The sequence below is a fragment of the Caulobacter sp. GW821-FHT10A10 genome (genome assembly GCF_059415745.1).
Genome location: NZ_JBWKNV010000001.1, coordinates 282,217 through 299,923, shown reverse-complemented (window position 1 = coordinate 299,923; position 17,707 = coordinate 282,217). Strand labels below are relative to the sequence as shown.

The following is a 17,707-nucleotide window of genomic DNA, read 5'->3' as shown; positions in this document are numbered from 1 at the left end:
GAAAGGCTCGCGCCAGCGCCGTCGCAAAAGCTTCAATTTTTCAAAGGTGTGTGTCGGGCGCTGGGCCTTTTGTCGGCTCAAAATATTTCGATAACGACACTATGTTGCAGCTAGACTGTGCAATTGACCGCGTCTAGGTTGAGCCTTGTAACTTTGAGTTGGGGGCTATCATGAACACCTATCTTCGCGGCGCGTCGCTGTTCCTGGCGGCGGCCTCCCTGAGCGCTTGCGCCACCGTCACGCGCGGCACGACGCAACAATTCACCGTCGAATCCTCGCCGCCGGCCGAGGTGAAGACCTCGACGGGCTTTAGCTGCCCGTCGACGCCCTGCACCCTGAAGCTGCCCCGCAAGGAAGGCTTCACGGTCACGGTGACCAAGGCCGGCTACAAGACCCACACCTCGGAAGTCGTCAGCAAGATGAGCGGTGGCGGCGGCGCGGCCCTGGCCGGCAACGTCCTGGCCGGCGGCATCATCGGCATGGGCGTCGACGCCTCGAGCGGCGCGCTCAACGACCTGACGCCCAACCCGCTGAAGGTGGTGCTGGAGCCGGAATTCGCCGCGGCGCCCGCGGCCGATACCGCCGCCGCCCCGGCCGCCGCGAGCGGCACGCCGTGAGCGCGCTCCGTACTCTGAGCCGCGTCGCGCGCGCGGCCCTGGTCGGCGCGGGCCTGCTGACCCTGGCCGCCTGCGCCAGCGCCTCCAAGCCCGAGCAGATGACCATCACCGCCAGCACGGTTCCGGCCGCCGCTCCCGGCGCGCCGGGCTACAAGGCGTTCCGCGTGGCCGCCGTCCAGGGCGGCGGCGAGACCAACCCGCTGTGGATGTCCAACGTCTCCGACAAGGACTTCAAGGTGGCGCTGGAAACCTCGCTGAAGGGCCTGAACTACCTGGCCGACAGCAGCGACAAGGCTTCGCTGGAGCTGAAGGCCAGCATCGTCGACCTGCAGCGGCCGATGGCCGGCATCGACATGTCGGTGACCTCGAAGGTGCGCTACAGCGCCATCCCGGTCGCCGGCGGCGCGCCGGTGTTCGACGACACGGTCGCGGCCACGGGCACGGCTCACTTCGGCGAGTCCCTGCTGGCGGTCGAGCGCCTGCGCAAGGCCAACGAGGCGGCGATGCGGGCCAATATCGAGGCCTTCGTCAAGCGCCTGCAGGAAGGTCTGAAGGCCCCCGGCGGCGCGAGCACCGGCAAGTAGCCTGCGCGACCGGGCCTGTTTTCAGGCTTCGGATCGCTACGATACGGACCCCGGCGGCGCCCTGCGTCGCCGGGGTTTTCGTTTTCAGATCACCGGCCTCAGATCACCGGCCGGGCGCGTTCATCGACGTCGGCGAGGGCGGCGGCGACGATCCTGAGGCCTTCTTCCAGCTCGACCCGGTCGGCCGCCGCGCCCAGCGCCAGGCGCACGCCGGTGACCAGGCCCGGCTCGACGATCGGGGCGGCCGGCGGGGTGACCTCGGCGCCGCCGCGCAGGGCGCGGCCGGCCAGGCGCTCGGCCTCCAGTTCGCTCATCGGCAGCCACAGGTGCGGCGCGGTCGGCGTCGCGGGACCGGAAAGAGCGGCGCCCAGGATCGAGCGGGCCAGGGCGACGCGGGCGGCGGTCTCCTCGCGGATCTCGGCCAGGATGGCGTCGGCCGTGCCGTCCTCGATCCACTGCCCGGCGATCAGCATGCCAAAGCCCGGCGGGGCGTAGGCGATGGCGCGCATGGTGTCGAGGATCCGCTCCAGGGCCGCATCGTCCGGGGCGATCACGAAGCCGGCCCGCAGGCCCGGCGCCAGGGTCTTGGACACGCCGGAGACGTGGAACGTCCGCTCGGGGGCCAGCATGGCCAGGGGCGGCGGAGCGCTGGGCGCGTAGGCGCCGTAGATGTCGTCCTCGACCAGGATCAGATCCAGGCGCCGGGCGACCGCGACGATGGCCTCGCGCCGGGCGAGCGACATGATCCGCCCCGTCGGGTTCTGCAGGGTGGGCAGCACGGCGACCACCCGCGCGCCGGTGGCGGCGACGGCGGCCTCCAGGGCGTCGGGGAGCAGGCCCTCGTCGTCCATGGCCACGCCCTTCAGGCGATAGCCGGCGTGGGCCGCCAGGGCCCGGATGCCGTGGAAGGTCGAGGCCTCGCACAGCACCGCATCGCCCGGCCGCGCCACGGCGCCGAAGGCCAAGGCCAGGCCCTGCTGGGCGCCGGCGCAACAGACCAGGCGCCGCCAGTCGGCGGTCTCGAACCCGGCGCTGCGGGCCAGCCACTCGGCCGCGGCCCGGCGATGCCGCTCCAGCCCGGCGGCGGGCGAATAGTCCAGATGGTCGGCGAGGTCGGGGCGGCGACGCAGGCGCTGCATCGTCTCGCCGATCACCCGCGACGCCGGCCAGTTGAGGGCGACGTTCTGGGACAGGTTGATCGGGCCTTCACGCCTGCGGGGCGCGCCTATGGCGCCAGGCGCGTTGACGAAGCTGCCGCGGCCGACATGGGCGCTGACCAGTCCCGCCTTCTCGGCCTCGACATAGGCCCGCGTGACGGTCCCCAGGCCAAGGCCCAGCCGGTGGGCCAGGTCGCGCTGCGGCGGCAGGCGGGTTCCGGCCGGCAGGGCGCCGGACTCGACGTCGGCGCGCAGGGCCTCGACCAGGCGCTCGTAGATCGGGGCGTCACCGTCGGGCAGGGCGGGGGTCCAGGCGGCCGCCCCAAGGGTGGTCATGCGGGCGCTCCAGCTACATTGTCACTGTATCAATATAAGTTTTGACTCATGGATCAATCAAAATCATCACCGTGACATTCCTGTCCAGGGAGGTCCCGATGACCCCGCAACTGATCCTCGCCTTCGTGCTGTTCGCCTTCGCCACCGCCGGTACGCCCGGTCCCAACAACATGATGCTGCTGGCCTCGGGCGCGAACTTCGGGTTCCGCCGCACGATCCTGCACATCCTGGGGATCAGCCTGGGCCTGGGCGCGATGGTGCTGGCCATGGGCTTTGGGCTGTCTGGCGTGTTCAAGGCCTGGCCGGTGCTGCACGAGATCCTGCGCTGGGTGGGGGCGGGCTACATGCTGTGGCTGGCCTGGAAGATCGGCACGGCCAAGGGCGTTTCCGAGCGCGAGGCCGGCGGCAAGCCGATGGGCTTCTGGGCGGCGGCGGCCTTCCAGTGGGTCAATCCCAAGGCCTGGGCCATGGCCCTGGGCGCGGTGACCACCTATGCGCCGGAGGGCGGCTCGATCCTGGTCGTGCCGATGCTGGCGGGCCTGTTCATGCTGGTCGGCGCGCCGTGCAGCGCCGCCTGGGCCGGCTTCGGCATGGCCTTGCGCCGGTTCCTCGACCGGCCGGCCGTGCTGCGCGGCTTCAACATCACCATGGCCGTGCTGCTGGTGGTCTCGCTCTATCCGACGATCTTCGGCGCCGGCCACCCGCCCAAGACCGCGCCGCGCGACCTGGCGCTGATCAGCAAGCCCCTGGTCTTCGCCTGGCGCGGTTGAGGCTTGCGCGGGGAAGGGCGGCGGCGTCACATCGCGCGGATTTCAAGGAGCCCGCCATGCGTTTCGTCGCCGCCCTCGCCGCAACCGTCCTGGCGCTCGCGCCCGTCGCTTTCGCCCCGTCGGCCAGGGCCCAGGACATCAAGGTGACCGTGCAGGGCCGCGACAGCATCGTGCTGACCCCCGCCGACTTCGCCGCCCTGCCGCGCGGCAAGGCGACCATGGTCGAGGGCGGCAAGAGCGCGGTCTACGAGGGCGTGCTGCTGAACGCCGCCCTGGTGCAGGCGGGGGTGGTGCACGGCGACCGGCTGATGGGCCGCTATCTGAACCAGGTGGTGATCGTGAAGGCGGCCGACGGCTACGTCTCGATCCTGTCGCTGGCCGAGACCGACCCGTTCTACCGCGACAATCCGGTGGTCATCGCCGACCGCAAGAACGGCCACCCGCTGGACGCCCGCGAGGGTCCCTACCGGGTGGTGGTGGACGGCGACCGGAAGCCCTCGCGCTCGGCGCGGCAGGTCAACGCCATCGAGGTCCGGCCGGCCTACTGAGGCTCGACACGCGGCGTGCATCCGGTCCAGGTTGCGCGCCTGAAGTGTGTAGGGGGATTCCCATGATGATCGATCGTCGCGCCCTGTTGCTGGGCGCCGGCTCCCTGGCGGCCGCGCCACTGCTCGGGGCGGCCTCGGGGGCCGCGAAGGTCGAGACCATCACCCTGAAGGTCCAGGATCGCACGCTGCCCGTCCTGCTGGCGCGCCCCGAAAAGCCCAAGGGGCTATTGCTTTTCTCGCACGGCGCCGGCGGCCAGCCGTCCAACTATCAGGCGCTGTTCGACGCCTGGAGCGCGGCTGGCTTCCTCGTGGTCGCGCCGACCCACGTCGATTCCAAGGCCAGTCCCGACAGCGGCAAATACACCCTGCGCCAGGCCTTCGGCCTGCGCCTGCTGGACCTTGCGGCCGCCTCCCTGGAGGTCACCGCTGACCTCCCCAGCCTGCCCGTGGCGGCCGCCGGGCACTCCTACGGCAGCCTGATGGCCCTGATGATGGGCGGGGCGCTGGAGACGGTGATCCCGGCGCGCAATCCGGACGTCAAGGCCGTGCTGTGCTTCTCCAGCCCCGGCGTCATCCAGGGCCTGATCGGCCCGACCGCCTATCAGGGCGTCAATGGACCGATGATGATGATCACCGGCGACAAGGACGTCCTGCCCGGCGTGATCGAGGACTGGCACGAGCACCTCTACCCGTTCGACACCAGCGCGCCCGGCGGCAAGTACCTGTGGGTCGGCAAGGGCGTCGGCCACAGCATGTCCTACCATCCAGAAGACCCCGGCTTTCCCGAGGCCTCGGCGCTGAGCACGGCGTTTCTCAAGGCCAAGGTGCTGGGCGACGCGGCCGCCGAGGCGGTGCTGAAGGCGCAGGTCTCGACGCCGCGGGCCGACTGGAAGACGCGATAGGGCGGCCTTAAGCCGCCCGCACCCTTTCGGCGCCCAGGTTCAGGTAGTCGCGCTTGCCCAATGGCACGCCGTGATGGCGCAGGATGTCGTAGGCGGTGACGACGTGGAACTGGAAGTTGGGCAGGGCGAATTCCATCAGGTAGTCCAGCCCGGAAAAGCCCAGGGTGAGCGGCCCGGCGGGGAACACCACCTCGCGGGTTTCCGCCCCCGCGAAGGCTTCGGCCGGAACGCTTTGCACATAGGCCAGGCTGCGGGCCACGCGATCCTGAAGTTGGGCGAAGGTGGTCTCGTCGTCGCTCATGGGCGGGGCGACGCCGCCGCTCAAGCGGGCCATGGCGCCGCGGGCGGCGTCGGAAGCGCGCTGGATCTGGCCGGCCAGCGGCAGCATGTCTTCGTAAAGGCGGGCCTGGACGAAGGCGTCCGGGTCGGCGCCGGCGGCTTCCGCATGGGCCTTGGCCTTGTCGAGCAGGTTCGACAGCGTGGTCAGGCCGCGGGTCAAGGCGGTGGCCGTGACGAGGTGGATCGAAAGGGACATGGCCGTTTCCTCGGGCGGGCCGCGGCGCGCGGCCTGTTCGCTCAATAGCTAGCTTTGATCGGGTCAGTTTTCAAACGATACTGATGACGGTGGGTGTCAGCAGCCGACGGCCTAGCCGCGCCTCCATTCCCTTCCCCCCGGAAAGGGCCTAGAGAAGCCGGCCCTATCCTTCAGCCGTGCGATCTCTTCCCTTGCGACTGCCCCAGGCCCGCCTCGACCAGGTTCTCGACCGTTTCCGCGAAGTGGAGGCCCGGATGGGCGCCGCGACCGACGGCGGCGAGATCGTCAAGCTCTCCAAGGAGCACGCCGAGCTGCGGCCGGTGGCCGAGGCCGTCGAGCGCCTGGCCAAGCTGAGCGCCGAGCGCGCCGATCTGGACGAGATGGCCGCCGATCCCGAGATGGCCGCCATGGTCCGCGACGAGATCGAGGCCCTCGATGAGCGCCTGCCGATCCTGGAGCGCGAGCTGGCCCTGATGCTGGCGCCCAAGGACAAGGACGAGAACGCTTCGGCCATCCTCGAAGTCCGCGCCGGCACCGGCGGCGACGAGGCGGCCCTGTTCGCCGGCGACCTCTTCCGGATGTACCAGCGCTACGCCGTTACCCAGGGCTGGCGGGTCGAGGTCGACAGCGTCTCCGAAGGCGAAATGGGCGGCTACAAGGAAATCATCGCCTCGATCACCGGCGACGGCGTGTTCGGCCGGCTGAAGTTCGAGAGCGGCGTGCACCGGGTGCAGCGCGTGCCTGAGACCGAGGCGCAGGGGCGCATCCACACCTCGGCCGCGACGGTGGCCGTGCTGCCGGAAGCCGAGGACGTCGAGATCGAGATCAAGGAAAGCGATCTGCGGATCGACACCTACCGCTCGTCCGGCGCCGGCGGCCAGCACGTCAACAAGACCGACTCGGCCGTGCGCATCACCCACTTGCCGACCGGCGTGGTGGTGACCAGCTCGGAAAAGAGCCAGCACCAGAACCGCGCCAAGGCGATGAAGAACCTGAAGGCGCGGCTCTACGACATGCAGCGCCAGGCCCTGGACGACGCCCGCTCGGACGCCCGCAAGAGCCAGGTCGGCAGCGGCGACCGTTCGGAGCGCATCCGCACCTACAACTTCCCGCAGGGCCGGGTGACCGATCACCGGATCAACCTGACCCTCTACAACCTGGCCAAGGTGATCGAGGGTGAGGCCCTGGACGACGTCATCAACCCGCTGATCGCCGAGGACCAGGCGGCGAGGTTGGCGAGCCTGGAAGACTGATCTGAAATCCTCCCCCTCTGGGGGAGGTGGCCCGGAGGGCCGGAGGGGGGACGTTTTCAGCTTCCGCTGACGTCCTTCGCCTCGCAGCCACACCCCCCCTCCGTCGGCTTCGCCGACACCTCCCCCAGAGGGGGAGGATTTAAAGCATCTTTTCCATCACCACGAAGCTCAGATCATCCCGCAACGGCTTGCCGAAGCGGTCGTCGCCGTGGGGGAAGGGGCGGGTTTCGCCGGTCAGGGCGTAGCCGCGGCGTTCGTACCAGGCGATCAGGGTGTCGCGGATGTGGACCACGGTCATTTGCATGCGGGTCGCGCCGCGTTCGCGGGCGTAGGCCTCGCCGGCCGCCAGCAGGGTGCGGCCCAGCTGCCGGTCCTGAAGGTCGGGGCGGATGGTCAGCATGCCCAGGTACCAGACGCCGGGATCGGCCGGCTCCAGCCAGACGGAGCCCAGGATCGGGCCTTCCGCGTCGTCGCGGGCGGTCAGGATCACCGCGTCCGGCGACGCGGCCAGATCGGCCTGCAGGCTTTCCAGGTCGATCCGCTGGCCGTCGATATAGCCGGCCTCGGTGGTCCAGCCGGCCTGAGCGCCTTGGCCGCGATAGGCGGAATTGACCAGGGCGACGAGGGCGTCGTGTTCGGCGGGGAGCGCGGGGGCGAAGATCATGGCCGCGAGCTAAGCCATGGGTCGCGGGCGGCGCCAAGCCTTAGGGCTCAAGTCTCGGGCGGCGGCGGTTCCTTGCGGCCCATCCGCGTGGCCTGGCCCCAGTAGCGGCCGCCGATCCGTTTTACCGTGCCGGCTTCGCGCTTGATCATCTCCCAGGGGTGGAACGCGAGCCCGACGGTGTCGGCCATGGCCGCGCCGCGCGCGCCCATCGGCTTTTCCGGACCGGTGGTGGAGTCGTGGGCGGTCTGGTGCTCGATCTCGGCGTTGAGCTCGGCGCCGATCAGCACGGTCATGATCGAGAACCACACCCAGACCATGAAGGCGATCACTGCCCCCAGCGGGCCGTAGGTGGCGTCGTAGTGGGCGATGCGGTTGACGTAGAGCGAGAAGCCCAGCGAGCCGATCAGCCAGGCGGCCGCCCCGAACAGCGCGCCCAGCACCACCCAGCGCCAGCGCGGGCGCGCCCGGCAGGGGGCGAAGCGGTAGAGCATGGCGAAGGCCAGGGCGGTGACCAGCCACACCGTCAGCCAGCGCAGCGGGATCCACAGGGCGGCGATCGCGCCCAGGCCCAGGCGCTCGAAGGCGATGGGTAGGGCGATCAGCACCGCGGCGATGAACACCGCATAGACCAGGGCGCACAGGGTGAAGCCATAGGTCAGCAGGGTCTTGCCGACGAAGTGGCGTTTCTCGTCCTCGTCATAGGCGACGTTCAGCCCGTCGAAGAGCGCCTTCATGCTGGCGTTGGCGCTCCAGATCGACAGCAGCAGGCTGACCAGGAAGGCTACGCCCAACTTGCTGCCTTCCTGGCTGGCTAGGCGCAGCATCTGCTCGCCGACGATCTGGACGACGCTGGCGGGGAAGACGGTGGCCATCTCCTGCAACTGCTTCTCCACCGCCCCGACGTCGGCGAACAGGCCGTAGAGCGAGACGAAGGCGCCGATGGCGGGAAAGAGGGCCAACAGGGTGTAGAAGGTCACGCCGCCAGCCACCGACGGCAGCTTGTCGACGCTGATCTCGCGGGCGGTGCGCCAGAGGATGTCGCGCCAGCCGAGCAGGGGGATGACATAGGGATGGCGGGCGGCGCGGCCGCGTTTGGGCTCGGCGGCGTCGAACTCGTCGGGCGGCATGGCCCGGTCTTCCGACAGGCCCGGCGGCGGGGCGTGGGGCTCCTCGACCGGTTCCAGCCGCTTGGGGAAGGCGAACGGCGCGACCGCCAGCAGCAGGATCCATGGCGCCAGATGATAGGGCCGCGTGGCCAGCCACGACCGGATGGGGCGTCGCGGCGCGGTGTCGGTCATGAACGGGCCTCCCGAGCTTGGGAAATTCGCGAGCGGGCGCTGCGTTCCTTGATCTTGCCAAGCTGGACGGTCGCGACCACCTTCGCCCCATGCAAGCCCAGGTCGTCTCGCTCTACCGCCATCCCGTCAAGGGTTTCACGCCCGAGCGCCTGGAGGCGGCGATGCTGAGCGCGGGCGCCTGCTTCCCGTGCGACCGGCTCTATGCGGTCGAGGACGGCCCCAGCGGCTTCGACGCGGCCGCGCCGGGGCATCTTTCGAAGATGAAGTTCACCGTGCTGGCCAAGATCCCGCACGTGGCCAGGGCGCGCACGGCCTATGACGAGGAAAGCGGCGTGTTGACCGCCTCGGCCGAAGGGCTGGAAGCCTTCGCCGGCGACCTGCGCGGCGAGGAAGGCCGGCGCGGTTTCGAGGCCTGGCTGGCGGCCCTGCTGGGCGACGAGGCGAGAGGCCCGCTGCGGGTGCTGGAGGGGCCGGGCGCGCACCGGTTCATGGACAGCAAGTCGGGTTTCGTCTCGATCGTGAACCTGGCCAGCGTGCGCGACCTTGCCGAAAAGGTCGGCCGCCCGGTCGATCCCCTGCGCTTCCGCGCCAATCTCTATGTCGAGGGCTGGCCGGCCTGGGCCGAGAACGACTGGGCGGGAAAGACGGTGCGGGTCGGCGGCGCGAGCGCCCAGGTGCTCAAGCCCATCGTCCGCTGCGCGGCCACCCACGTCGACCCGATCACCGCCGAGCGCGACATCGAGGTGGTGAAGGCCCTGTTCGACAACTACGGCCACACCTTCTGCGGCATCTATCTGAACGTCACCGAAGGCGGCGCGGTGGGGCAGGGCGATGCGGTGGTGGTCAGCTAGTTAAAGATTTGCGGCGGCGTCCATCTGTTGATGGAGTACGCGTGCAACCTCAATTCCCCGATCCGCGAGCCGATAGTAGATCATGTGCGAGCCGCACGGCCGGCGGCGATAGCCGGTTCGGATATGATCACAGGCCTCGCCGGCCGACGGATCCGCCGCCAGCCTCTTCATCGCCCTATCCAATTCGCGGATGTAGGCGTCGGCGCGCCTGGCGCCCCAATGGTCATGGGAATAGACCCAGATGCCATGAAGATCCTTCCGGGCACGCGGTAGGATCGTCAGTCGGCTCACGGCTTGAGGCGTCCGCTTTCAGCTTGTTCTGTATGTATGTCGTGGAGAAATTGCTCGACGTCGAACTCTTCGGCGAACCCGCTGGCTTCGCCTTCGATAAGCGCCGCCCTGATCGCATCGAGCTTGGCTTCGTGCTCTTCCAACATCCGCAAGCCCGCGCGGATGACGTCGCTGGCCGAGCCGTAGCGGCCTTCGGCCACCTGGCTTTCGATGAAGGTCTGGAAGTGCGGGCCGAGGCTAACCGAGGTGTTTTTGCTCATCAAGAACCTCCAAGACCGAGAATACCAAAAACTGGTATCGCCCTCAATCTCGCCCTCGCCGCCGCGACGCGCTATTGGAGCCGCCATGACCCTCACTCTCGTCAAAGCCTGGAACGGCGCCAAGGAGCGCCTGAAGGAAGCCGGCATCGATCAGCCCGCCATCGACGCGCGCCTGATGCTGGAAGTCGCCGCCGGCGTCAGCCGCACCGACATCATCACCGACCCCTATCGCGAGCTGACCGCCGAGCAGGTGGCCACGCTGGATGACTACCTGGAGCGCCGCGCCCGCCGCGAGCCGGTCAGCCACATCATCGGCCGCAAGGGCTTCTGGAAGATCCTGCTGTCGGTGACCAAGGACGTCCTGACCCCGCGCCCCGAGACCGAGGTCATCGTCGACGAGGTGCTGAAGGCCTTCCCCGAGACCATGGCCTTCAACCTGCTGGACCTGGGCGTCGGCTCGGGCTCGATGCTGATGGCCATCCTGGCCGAGCGCCCGGCCGCCAAGGGCCTGGGGATCGACATCTCCGAGGAGGCCCTGGCCGTGGCGCGCGAGAACGCCGCCAACCTGGACCTCGACGGCCGCGTGGCCCTGATGCGCGGCGACTGGACGACGGGCCTGGGCGATGCGTCGTTCGACGTGGTGGTGTCCAACCCGCCCTACATCCCGACCGCTCATATCGACACCCTGGAGCCGGAAGTGCGCGACCACGAGCCGCGCCTGGCCCTGGACGGCGGGGCCGATGGCCTGACCGCCTATCGCGCCCTGGCGCCCGAGATCCTGCGGGTGCTCAAGCCCGGCGGCCTGTTCTGCGTCGAGATCGGTTTCGACCAGTCGGCGGACGTCGAGATCCTGTTCAAGGCGGCCGGCGCGCAGAACGTGCGGACGGTCAAGGACCTCTCCACCCACGACCGCGTTGTCACGGGGTTCAAAAACCCCTTGGAAACGGCCGCGTGAGGCGCTAGACGAATAGGGTCTCCTTCCAAATCGCCGGGTGACGGGAAGAGCGGTCGTTTCGACGGTCGCCAGACGCATCCGGCAGGCGCGAACGGCCGACGAGGCCGAAAGCCGCGCCCGATCCGGACGGAGACCCTTTAACGAAACCCACGTCTCAAGAACATCGAAGGCGCGCCCAAGCGGGGCCACCAGTCTCAAGAGACCAAACACCGACCGAGGCAAAGCTTCCCGGCCGGACAGGTTCAGAAGAGAAGATGAGAGATTTCAAGGGCATGAAGCGCCAGCGTGGCCGCAACAACCGCGGGGGCGGTGGTGGCAAGCCACAGCAGCACAACGCCAACCGGGCCTTCGATTCGAACGGTCCCGACGGCGTGAAGGTCCGCGGCGCGGCCCAGAGCGTCTATGAAAAGTACCAGCAGCTGGCTCGCGACGCCTCGTCGTCCGGCGATCGGGTGCTGGCCGAGAACTACCTGCAGCATGCCGAGCACTATTTCCGTGTGCTGCGCGCCATCCAGCCGAATCGCTCGGTCAGCGATATCATCGGCAAGGACGCCTACTCGGCCTACGAGATCGACTTCGAGGCCGAGCCGGAAGAAGTCGTCGAGGCCCCGGCCGCCGTCGAGACGCCCGCCGAGGGCGCTGAAGGCGGCGAGGGCGGCGAAGGTCAGCAGGGCGAACAGCGCCGCGACCGCAACCGCGACCGCTTCGAGAACCGCGACCGTGATCGCAACCGCGACGACCGTCCGCGCGACAACCAGGGCCAGGGCGAACAGCGCCGCGACCGCTGGCGCGACCGCGACGATCGCGACCGCAACCGCGATGATCGTCCCCGTGACGACCGCCCGCGTGACGACCGTTCCCGCGATGATCGCCCGCGCGACGACCGGCCCCGCGAAGATCGCTTCCGCGACCGTGACGATCGCCCCCGTGATGATCGTCCGCGCGAAGAGCGCCAGCCGCGCGAGGACCGTCCGGCAGCCGAAGGCGGCGAATTCCAGGGCGAGGCCCGTGAAGGCCGCCGCTCGCGCCGCGACCGGGATCGTGACCGCAATCGCGACCGTGACCGCGGCGAGCGTGATCCGCTGGCCGTGATCGAGCCGGAAGCCGCCCCGCTGGGCGGCGAGGCGCCCGTGAGCGAAAGCTCGCCGGTGCTGCGCGGCCAGGACGGCGCGGTCAGCCACGCCCCGGCGTTCCTCGGCCGCAAGTCCGAGCCGAAGGCCGCTAAGGCCGAGGTCGAAGCTGCTCCGGCGGCCGAGACCCCCGCCGCTCCGGCCCCCGAGGCCGCCGGCGAAGAGGTCAAGAAGCCCCGTCGTCGCCGCGCCCCGCGCAGCTTCGAAGGCGGCGACGCTCCGGCTTCGGAATCCGAAGAAGCCTGAGACTTAACCTCCGCGAGGCATTGGCTATTGCTAAACCCATAGGCTAGGCTCTTCTGGACCACAGGAGAGCCGGCCATGGGCGGGCGTGGAGCCAAGACCGGCGGCGCGGGCGAAGAGGCCCGCTATCGCGCCATCGTCGATACGGCGGTGGACGCGATCGTCGTGATCGATGAGCACGGCCGCATCGAGGCCTTCAACCCCGCCGCCGAGCGCTTGTTCGGCTATGCCGCCGCCGACATGATCGGCTCCAACGTCAAGGCCCTGATGCCCGAGCCGCATCACGCGGCGCACGACGGCTATCTCGAGACCTATCGCGCCACCGGCGAGCGCCGGATCATCGGCATCGGCCGCGAGGTGTTCGGCCGCCGGCAGGACGGCTCGACCTTTCCACTCGAACTGTCGATCGCCGAATGGCGCTCGGCCGGCCGGCGGTTCTTCACCGGCGTGATGCGCGACGTCACCGAGCGCAAGCGGACCGAGGAGCTGCAGAGGCTGCTGGTCAATGAGCTCAATCACCGGGTCAAGAACACCCTGGCCACCGTGCAGTCGGTGGCCGGCCAGACGCTGCGCAACGCCGCCGACCTGGGCGACGCCCGCGAGTCCCTGACCACCCGCCTGCTGGCCCTGGCCCGCACCCACGACATCCTGACCCGCGAAAGCTGGGAGGGCGCCGACCTGCGCGACATCCTGGCCGGGCTGATCGAATCCTACGGCGACGCCACGCGCTTCACCCTGTCGGGGCCTTCGGTGCGGCTGTCGCCGAAGACGGCCCTGTCGCTGTCGCTGGCCCTGCACGAGCTGACCACCAACGCCACCAAGTACGGCGCCCTTTCCATCCCCGCCGGCCACGTCACGATCGGCTGGAGCCGGGAAGGCGAGGGCGACGAGGAACGCCTGCGGCTGGGCTGGAAGGAGAGCGGCGGCCCGCTGGTCTCTCCGCCCGAACGCCAGGGCTTCGGCAGCCGCCTGATCACCCGGGGCCTGGCCCTGGAGCTCGATGGCGAGGCGACGCTCGACTACCAGCCCGACGGGGTGGCCTGCGCCATCGTCGCCCGTCTTCGTCGCAAGCCGGCCGCCAACGCCGTACCGGCCCGAGGAGCCGCCTGAATGCGCGTTCTGATCGTCGAGGACGAGATCATGGTGGCCATGCTGGTCGAGGACCTGCTGACCGACCTGGGCTGCGAGGTCACCGGCCCCGCCGTCTCGGCCGAGACCGCCGTCGAGGCCGCGCGGCGCGAGCAGGTCGACTTCGCCCTGCTGGACGTCAACCTGGACGGCGGCACCTCGTTCGCGGCCGCCGACGTGCTGCGCGAGCGCGGCGTGCCCTTCGCCTTCGTCACCGGCTACGGCGACCAGGGCGTGCGCGCCGACCTGCGCGACGCCCCGATCCTCAGCAAGCCGGTCGATCCCAGGCACCTAGCGCGGACGATCGCCGCTGCGCGTTAAGATCCTCTCCCTGTGGGAGAGGTGTCGCCGAAGGCGACGGAGAGGGGAGTGGTCGCGAAATCGGCCATCTCTCCGGCAGCTGAAACCGACCCCCCTCCGGCGCTTCGCGCCACCTCCCCCAGAGGGGGAGGATCTTTGTTGCGCGCTGCGACCTCAGTGACTTAAGTCGGGGTCCCGACAACAATAACGCGTGCTGTCCATGCGCCTTCGCCCGTCGCTTGTCCTGATCGCCGGCCTGATGCTTTCCGCCTGCGCCTACAACGCCGAGCTCGGCCGCGACCAGTTCGCGGTAGTCGACGACGCGGCCCTGGCCCGTTCGGGCGAGCAGGCGTGGGGCCAGGCGCTGCGCACCGGCAAGATCTCGCAGGATCCGCGGCTGAACGCCCGGGTCGAGCGGGTGGGCCAGCGGGTCGTCACCGCCGCGGGCCTGGCTGATCGGCCGTGGGACTACGTGGTGTTCGACAACCCCGTGCCCAACGCCTTCGTGCTGCCGGGCGGCCATGTGGGCGTCAATTCGGGGCTGGTGCAGCTGGTCGACAACGACGACCAGCTGGCCGCCGTGCTGGGCCACGAGGCCGCGCATGTCGTGGCCCGCCACGCCGCCGAGCGCTATTCGCAGCAGATGAGCACCCAGCTGGTGCTGGCCATCGCCCAGGCGGCCGCCGGCGGCGGGGCCAGCGACGGGGGCAAGGCCGTTTCGGCGCTGGGCGGGGCGGGCGCGCAGGTCGGCTTCCTGCTGCCGTTCTCGCGCAAGCACGAACTGGAGGCCGACCGCCTGGGCGTCGACTTCATGCAGCGCGCCGGCTACCGCCCGCGCGAGGCCGTGGCCCTGTGGCGCAAGATGCAGGCCCAAGGCGGCACGAACCGCGCCGAGTTCACCTCGACCCACCCGTCGGACGCCACCCGCATCCAGGCCCTGGAAACTTATATCGCCAGCCGGGGCTGGTGACGCCTTGTGTGGCCTGAAGGTCACACTACATCCCCTGACAGGTCGGGCCGCGCTCATCGGAGGCGGCCTGGTCTGATCCGCCTAACAAGGGGACGTTCAGAGTGAAGATCGACATCTATTCCGACCGCGCCAAGCAGGCCGTGCAGTCCGCGCAGAGCCTGGCCCTGGCCCGTGGTCACCAGCAGCTCGGGCCCGAGCACCTCCTGAAGGTGCTGCTGGAAGAAAAGGACGGGCTTTCGCGCACCATCATCGTCAACGCCGGCGGCCGCCCCGACGCGGCCGACGCCGCCGTGGACGCGATCCTGGCCAAGAACCCGCGCGTCGACGGCGCCGGCGGTCAGCTCTACATGAAGCCCGACACCGCCCGGGTGTTCGCGGCCGCCGAGGACGGCGCCAAGAAAGCGGGCGACGCCTTCGTCACCACCGAGCGCCTGCTGGTCGCCATCGCCAAGGACGGCGGCGACGTGGCCAAGGTGCTGAAGGACGCCGGCGTTTCGGCCCAGAGCCTGGAGACCGCCGCCGCCGCCCTGCGCAAGGGCCGCACCGCCGACAGCGCCAACGCCGAGGAAGGCTATGACGCCCTCAAGCGCTACGCCCGCGACCTGACCGCGGCCGCCCGCGACGGCAAGATCGACCCGGTGATCGGCCGCGACGAAGAGATCCGCCGCACCATCCAGGTCCTGTCGCGCCGCACCAAGAACAACCCGGTGCTGATCGGCGAGCCCGGCGTCGGCAAGACCGCCATCGTCGAGGGCCTGGCGCAGCGCATCGTCAACGGCGACGTGCCCGAGAGCCTGAAGGACAAGAAGCTGCTGTCGCTCGACATGGGCAGCCTGATCGCCGGCGCGAAGTATCGCGGCGAGTTCGAGGAGAGGCTGAAGGCCGTGCTCGGCGAGGTCACGGCCGCCGAGGGCTCGATCATCCTGTTCATCGACGAGATGCACACCCTGGTCGGCGCGGGGAAGAGCGACGGGGCGATGGACGCCTCGAACCTGCTCAAGCCCGCCCTGGCGCGCGGCGAGCTGCACTGCGTGGGCGCCACCACGCTGGACGAGTACCGCAAGCACGTCGAGAAGGACGCCGCCCTGGCGCGTCGTTTCCAGCCGGTGTTCGTGCAGGAGCCGACGGTGGAGGACACCGTCTCGATCCTGCGCGGCCTGAAGGAGAAGTACGAGGTCCACCACGGGGTGCGGATCAGCGACTCCGCCATCGTGGCCGCCGCGACGCTTTCCAACCGCTACATCGCCGACCGCTTCCTGCCCGACAAGGCCATCGACCTGGTGGACGAGGCGGCCAGCCGCGTGCGCATGGCGATCGACAGCAAGCCCGAGGAGCTCGACGAGATCGACCGCCGCCTGGTGCAGCTGAAGATCGAGCGCGAGGCCCTGTCCAAGGAAACCGACGCCGCCTCCAAGCAGCGCCTGGAGAACCTGGAGGTCGAGATCGACGACCTGCAGTTCCGGTCGGACGAGATGACCGCCCGCTGGAAGGCCGAGAAGGACAAGGTCGGCGGCGCCGCGCAAGCCCGCGAAGCCCTCGACCGCCTGCGCGCCGACCTGGCCGCCGCCCAGCGCGCCGGCGACTTCGCCCGCGCCGGCCAGCTCCAGTACGGCGAGATCCCGGCGCTGGAGAAGCGCCTGGCCGACGCCGAGGCCGGCGAGACCGGCGGCGAGAAGGCGCTTACGCCGGAAGTCGTCGACGCCGAGCAGATCGCCGCCGTCGTCAGCCGCTGGACCGGCGTGCCGGTCGAGAAGATGCTGGAGGGCGAGCGCGAGAAGCTGCTGCAGATGGAGGTCGCCCTGCGCTCGCGCGTGGTCGGCCAGGACGAGGCCCTGGAGGCCGTGTCCGACGCCGTCCGCCGCGCCCGCGCCGGCCTGCATGATCCCACGCGGCCGATCGGCTCGTTCCTGTTCCTCGGTCCTACCGGGGTTGGCAAGACCGAGCTGACCAAGGCCCTGGCCGAGTTCATGTTCGCCGACGAGCATGCGATCACCCGCATGGACATGTCGGAGTACATGGAAAAGCACTCGGTCAGCCGCCTGATCGGGGCGCCTCCCGGCTATGTCGGCTACGACGAGGGCGGGGCGCTGACCGAGGCCGTGCGTCGCCGCCCGTACCAGGTGGTCCTGTTCGACGAGATCGAGAAGGCCCACCCGGACGTCTTCAACGTGCTGCTCCAGGTGCTCGATGACGGTCGCCTGACCGACGGCCAGGGCCGCACGGTCGACTTCCGCAACACGATCATCATCATGACCTCCAACCTCGGCGCCGAGTTCCTGGCCAACCAGGAGGACGGGGCCGACGTGGAAGAGGTGCGGCCGCTGGTCATGACCACGGTGCGCGGCCACTTCCGTCCGGAGTTCCTGAACCGGATCGACGAGATCATCCTGTTCAAGCGGCTGGACCGCTCGAACATGAGCGACATCGTCCGTATCCAGCTGGGCCGGGTGGAGAAGCTGCTGGCCGATCGCCGCATGACCCTGGCGCTGGACGCGTCCGCCCTGCAGTGGCTGGCCGACAAGGGCTACGACCCGGTCTATGGCGCGCGCCCGCTCAAGCGCGTGATCCAGAAGGAGCTGGTCGATCCGATCGCCCGCCGCCTGCTGGCCGGGGAACTGGAGGACGGCGGCGTCATCGCCGTCGGGGCTGGTTCGGAAGGGCTGTCCTTCGGCCGGGCGACCTTGCAGTAAGTAGACCCAGTCGATCGATTTCGACGAAGCGCGCGCTCCGGCCTCCGGGGCGCGCGTTTTTCGTTTGAAGTCGCGCGAAAGCTCCCTACATCTGGAGGACGAGCGATGCGCCGCCGCGCCCGTTTCAGGCCGGCCAGCGATTCCGTCCGAGGTTCTTCTGGGACCCGTCGGCGGCTCCCCGGCCCCCTCGAGCGGCCAAAAATCCCGATCCCATTCGAAAATAAT

At 69.6% G+C, this 17,707-nt stretch carries 19 protein-coding genes; 13 read left to right on the top strand and 6 right to left on the bottom strand.

What is annotated here, in order from left to right; translation table 11 throughout:
* Window positions 1–170 precede the first annotated feature (170 nt).
* Together AC07NS_RS01495 and AC07NS_RS01490 are read left to right on the top strand one after the other, a co-directional pair.
* On the top strand, window positions 171–617 hold the full coding sequence (locus AC07NS_RS01495) for a translation initiation factor 2 (RefSeq protein WP_494600927.1): 447 nt from the start codon (window positions 171–173) through the stop codon (window positions 615–617).
* Window positions 614–1,201, top strand: coding sequence for a hypothetical protein (locus tag AC07NS_RS01490; protein ID WP_494600925.1), 588 nt, complete (start codon window positions 614–616; stop codon window positions 1,199–1,201). Before AC07NS_RS01495 ends, AC07NS_RS01490 begins: the two co-directional genes overlap by 4 nt.
* Window positions 1,202–1,299: 98 nt before the next feature.
* On the opposite strand, the gene AC07NS_RS01485 is transcribed toward AC07NS_RS01490, so the two are convergent.
* Window positions 1,300–2,694, bottom strand: a complete 1,395-nt coding sequence (locus AC07NS_RS01485) for an aminotransferase-like domain-containing protein (RefSeq protein ID WP_494600923.1) — start codon at window positions 2,692–2,694, stop codon at window positions 1,300–1,302.
* A gap of 98 nt (window positions 2,695–2,792) precedes the next feature.
* Between AC07NS_RS01485 and AC07NS_RS01480 the strand changes: the two genes are divergently transcribed.
* From AC07NS_RS01480 to AC07NS_RS01470, 3 genes are all read left to right on the top strand, one after another.
* Window positions 2,793–3,464 (top strand): LysE family translocator, encoded by a 672-nt coding sequence (locus tag AC07NS_RS01480; protein ID WP_494600921.1) that lies wholly within the window; start codon window positions 2,793–2,795, stop codon window positions 3,462–3,464.
* A gap of 56 nt (window positions 3,465–3,520) precedes the next feature.
* Window positions 3,521–4,012: a molybdopterin-dependent oxidoreductase gene (locus AC07NS_RS01475; protein ID WP_494600919.1), complete on the top strand. Its 492-nt coding sequence runs from the start codon at window positions 3,521–3,523 to the stop codon at window positions 4,010–4,012.
* Window positions 4,013–4,074: 62 nt separating this feature from the next.
* Window positions 4,075–4,914 (top strand): alpha/beta hydrolase family protein, encoded by an 840-nt coding sequence (locus AC07NS_RS01470; protein WP_494600917.1) that lies wholly within the window; start codon window positions 4,075–4,077, stop codon window positions 4,912–4,914.
* A 7-nt stretch (window positions 4,915–4,921) separates the two neighbouring features.
* On the opposite strand, the gene AC07NS_RS01465 is transcribed toward AC07NS_RS01470, so the two are convergent.
* Window positions 4,922–5,449 (bottom strand): DUF1993 domain-containing protein, encoded by a 528-nt coding sequence (locus AC07NS_RS01465; RefSeq protein ID WP_494600915.1) that lies wholly within the window; start codon window positions 5,447–5,449, stop codon window positions 4,922–4,924.
* Between the two features lie 191 nt (window positions 5,450–5,640).
* On the opposite strand from AC07NS_RS01465, the gene prfA reads away from it, so the two are divergent.
* On the top strand, window positions 5,641–6,702 hold the full coding sequence (gene prfA, locus AC07NS_RS01460; RefSeq protein ID WP_494600913.1) for a peptide chain release factor 1: 1,062 nt from the start codon (window positions 5,641–5,643) through the stop codon (window positions 6,700–6,702).
* Window positions 6,703–6,841: 139 nt separating this feature from the next.
* On the opposite strand, the gene AC07NS_RS01455 is transcribed toward prfA, so the two are convergent.
* Together AC07NS_RS01455 and AC07NS_RS01450 are read right to left on the bottom strand one after the other, a co-directional pair.
* Window positions 6,842–7,366 carry a GNAT family N-acetyltransferase gene (locus AC07NS_RS01455; RefSeq protein WP_494600910.1) on the bottom strand — a complete coding sequence of 175 codons (525 nt, stop codon included), beginning with the start codon at window positions 7,364–7,366 and terminating at the stop codon, window positions 6,842–6,844.
* Window positions 7,367–7,413: 47 nt separating this feature from the next.
* Window positions 7,414–8,664, bottom strand: a complete 1,251-nt coding sequence (locus AC07NS_RS01450) for a YihY/virulence factor BrkB family protein (RefSeq protein ID WP_494600908.1) — start codon at window positions 8,662–8,664, stop codon at window positions 7,414–7,416.
* 89 nt (window positions 8,665–8,753) lie between these two features.
* Here AC07NS_RS01450 and AC07NS_RS01445 point away from each other — a divergent pair, with 89 nt between their 5' ends.
* The gene (locus AC07NS_RS01445) at window positions 8,754–9,515 is read left to right on the top strand and encodes an MOSC domain-containing protein (RefSeq protein ID WP_494600906.1); all 762 of its coding nucleotides are present in this window, start codon (window positions 8,754–8,756) and stop codon (window positions 9,513–9,515) included.
* Here AC07NS_RS01445 and AC07NS_RS01440 read toward each other — a convergent pair whose 3' ends face one another.
* Together AC07NS_RS01440 and AC07NS_RS01435 are read right to left on the bottom strand one after the other, a co-directional pair.
* A complete protein-coding gene (locus AC07NS_RS01440; RefSeq protein ID WP_494600904.1) occupies window positions 9,516–9,806 on the bottom strand; it encodes a type II toxin-antitoxin system RelE/ParE family toxin in 291 nt (96 codons plus the stop codon).
* A complete protein-coding gene (locus tag AC07NS_RS01435; RefSeq protein WP_494600902.1) occupies window positions 9,803–10,069 on the bottom strand; it encodes a type II toxin-antitoxin system ParD family antitoxin in 267 nt (88 codons plus the stop codon). The genes AC07NS_RS01440 and AC07NS_RS01435 overlap by 4 nt, the downstream gene beginning before the upstream one ends.
* Window positions 10,070–10,151: 82 nt before the next feature.
* Here AC07NS_RS01435 and prmC point away from each other — a divergent pair, with 82 nt between their 5' ends.
* From prmC to clpB, 6 genes are all read left to right on the top strand, one after another.
* Window positions 10,152–11,021, top strand: coding sequence for a peptide chain release factor N(5)-glutamine methyltransferase (gene prmC, locus AC07NS_RS01430; RefSeq protein ID WP_494600900.1), 870 nt, complete (start codon window positions 10,152–10,154; stop codon window positions 11,019–11,021).
* A gap of 254 nt (window positions 11,022–11,275) precedes the next feature.
* Entirely contained in the window at window positions 11,276–12,397 is a 1,122-nt protein-coding gene (locus AC07NS_RS01425) for a DUF4167 domain-containing protein (RefSeq protein ID WP_494600898.1), read from the top strand.
* Window positions 12,398–12,472: 75 nt separating this feature from the next.
* A complete protein-coding gene (locus AC07NS_RS01420; RefSeq protein WP_494600896.1) occupies window positions 12,473–13,504 on the top strand; it encodes a sensor histidine kinase in 1,032 nt (343 codons plus the stop codon).
* Window positions 13,505–13,843 (top strand): response regulator, encoded by a 339-nt coding sequence (locus AC07NS_RS01415; protein WP_494600894.1) that lies wholly within the window; start codon window positions 13,505–13,507, stop codon window positions 13,841–13,843.
* A 199-nt stretch (window positions 13,844–14,042) separates the two neighbouring features.
* Window positions 14,043–14,792 carry a M48 family metallopeptidase gene (locus tag AC07NS_RS01410; RefSeq protein WP_494600892.1) on the top strand — a complete coding sequence of 250 codons (750 nt, stop codon included), beginning with the start codon at window positions 14,043–14,045 and terminating at the stop codon, window positions 14,790–14,792.
* Window positions 14,793–14,893: 101 nt separating this feature from the next.
* Window positions 14,894–17,482 carry an ATP-dependent chaperone ClpB gene (gene clpB / locus AC07NS_RS01405; RefSeq protein ID WP_494600890.1) on the top strand — a complete coding sequence of 863 codons (2,589 nt, stop codon included), beginning with the start codon at window positions 14,894–14,896 and terminating at the stop codon, window positions 17,480–17,482.
* The last annotated feature ends 225 nt before the right edge of the window (window positions 17,483–17,707 follow it).

What these genes read in the sequence shown, in the direction of transcription:
- AC07NS_RS01480 (WP_494600921.1), top strand. Translation starts at nt 2,793, where the DNA reads ATGACCCCGCAACTGATCCTCGCCTTCGTGCTGTTCGCCTTCGCCACC.
- AC07NS_RS01495 (WP_494600927.1), top strand. Translation starts at nt 171, where the DNA reads ATGAACACCTATCTTCGCGGCGCGTCGCTGTTCCTGGCGGCGGCCTCC.
- AC07NS_RS01470 (WP_494600917.1), top strand. Translation starts at nt 4,075, where the DNA reads ATGATGATCGATCGTCGCGCCCTGTTGCTGGGCGCCGGCTCCCTGGCG.
- AC07NS_RS01465 (WP_494600915.1), bottom strand. Translation starts at nt 5,449, where the DNA reads ATGTCCCTTTCGATCCACCTCGTCACGGCCACCGCCTTGACCCGCGGC.
- AC07NS_RS01425 (WP_494600898.1), top strand. Translation starts at nt 11,276, where the DNA reads ATGAGAGATTTCAAGGGCATGAAGCGCCAGCGTGGCCGCAACAACCGC.
- AC07NS_RS01485 (WP_494600923.1), bottom strand. Translation starts at nt 2,694, where the DNA reads ATGACCACCCTTGGGGCGGCCGCCTGGACCCCCGCCCTGCCCGACGGT.
- AC07NS_RS01410 (WP_494600892.1), top strand. Translation starts at nt 14,043, where the DNA reads ATGCGCCTTCGCCCGTCGCTTGTCCTGATCGCCGGCCTGATGCTTTCC.
- AC07NS_RS01475 (WP_494600919.1), top strand. Translation starts at nt 3,521, where the DNA reads ATGCGTTTCGTCGCCGCCCTCGCCGCAACCGTCCTGGCGCTCGCGCCC.
- prmC (WP_494600900.1), top strand. Translation starts at nt 10,152, where the DNA reads ATGACCCTCACTCTCGTCAAAGCCTGGAACGGCGCCAAGGAGCGCCTG.
- AC07NS_RS01445 (WP_494600906.1), top strand. Translation starts at nt 8,754, where the DNA reads ATGCAAGCCCAGGTCGTCTCGCTCTACCGCCATCCCGTCAAGGGTTTC.
- AC07NS_RS01450 (WP_494600908.1), bottom strand. Translation starts at nt 8,664, where the DNA reads ATGACCGACACCGCGCCGCGACGCCCCATCCGGTCGTGGCTGGCCACG.
- AC07NS_RS01455 (WP_494600910.1), bottom strand. Translation starts at nt 7,366, where the DNA reads ATGATCTTCGCCCCCGCGCTCCCCGCCGAACACGACGCCCTCGTCGCC.
- AC07NS_RS01420 (WP_494600896.1), top strand. Translation starts at nt 12,473, where the DNA reads ATGGGCGGGCGTGGAGCCAAGACCGGCGGCGCGGGCGAAGAGGCCCGC.
- AC07NS_RS01415 (WP_494600894.1), top strand. Translation starts at nt 13,505, where the DNA reads ATGCGCGTTCTGATCGTCGAGGACGAGATCATGGTGGCCATGCTGGTC.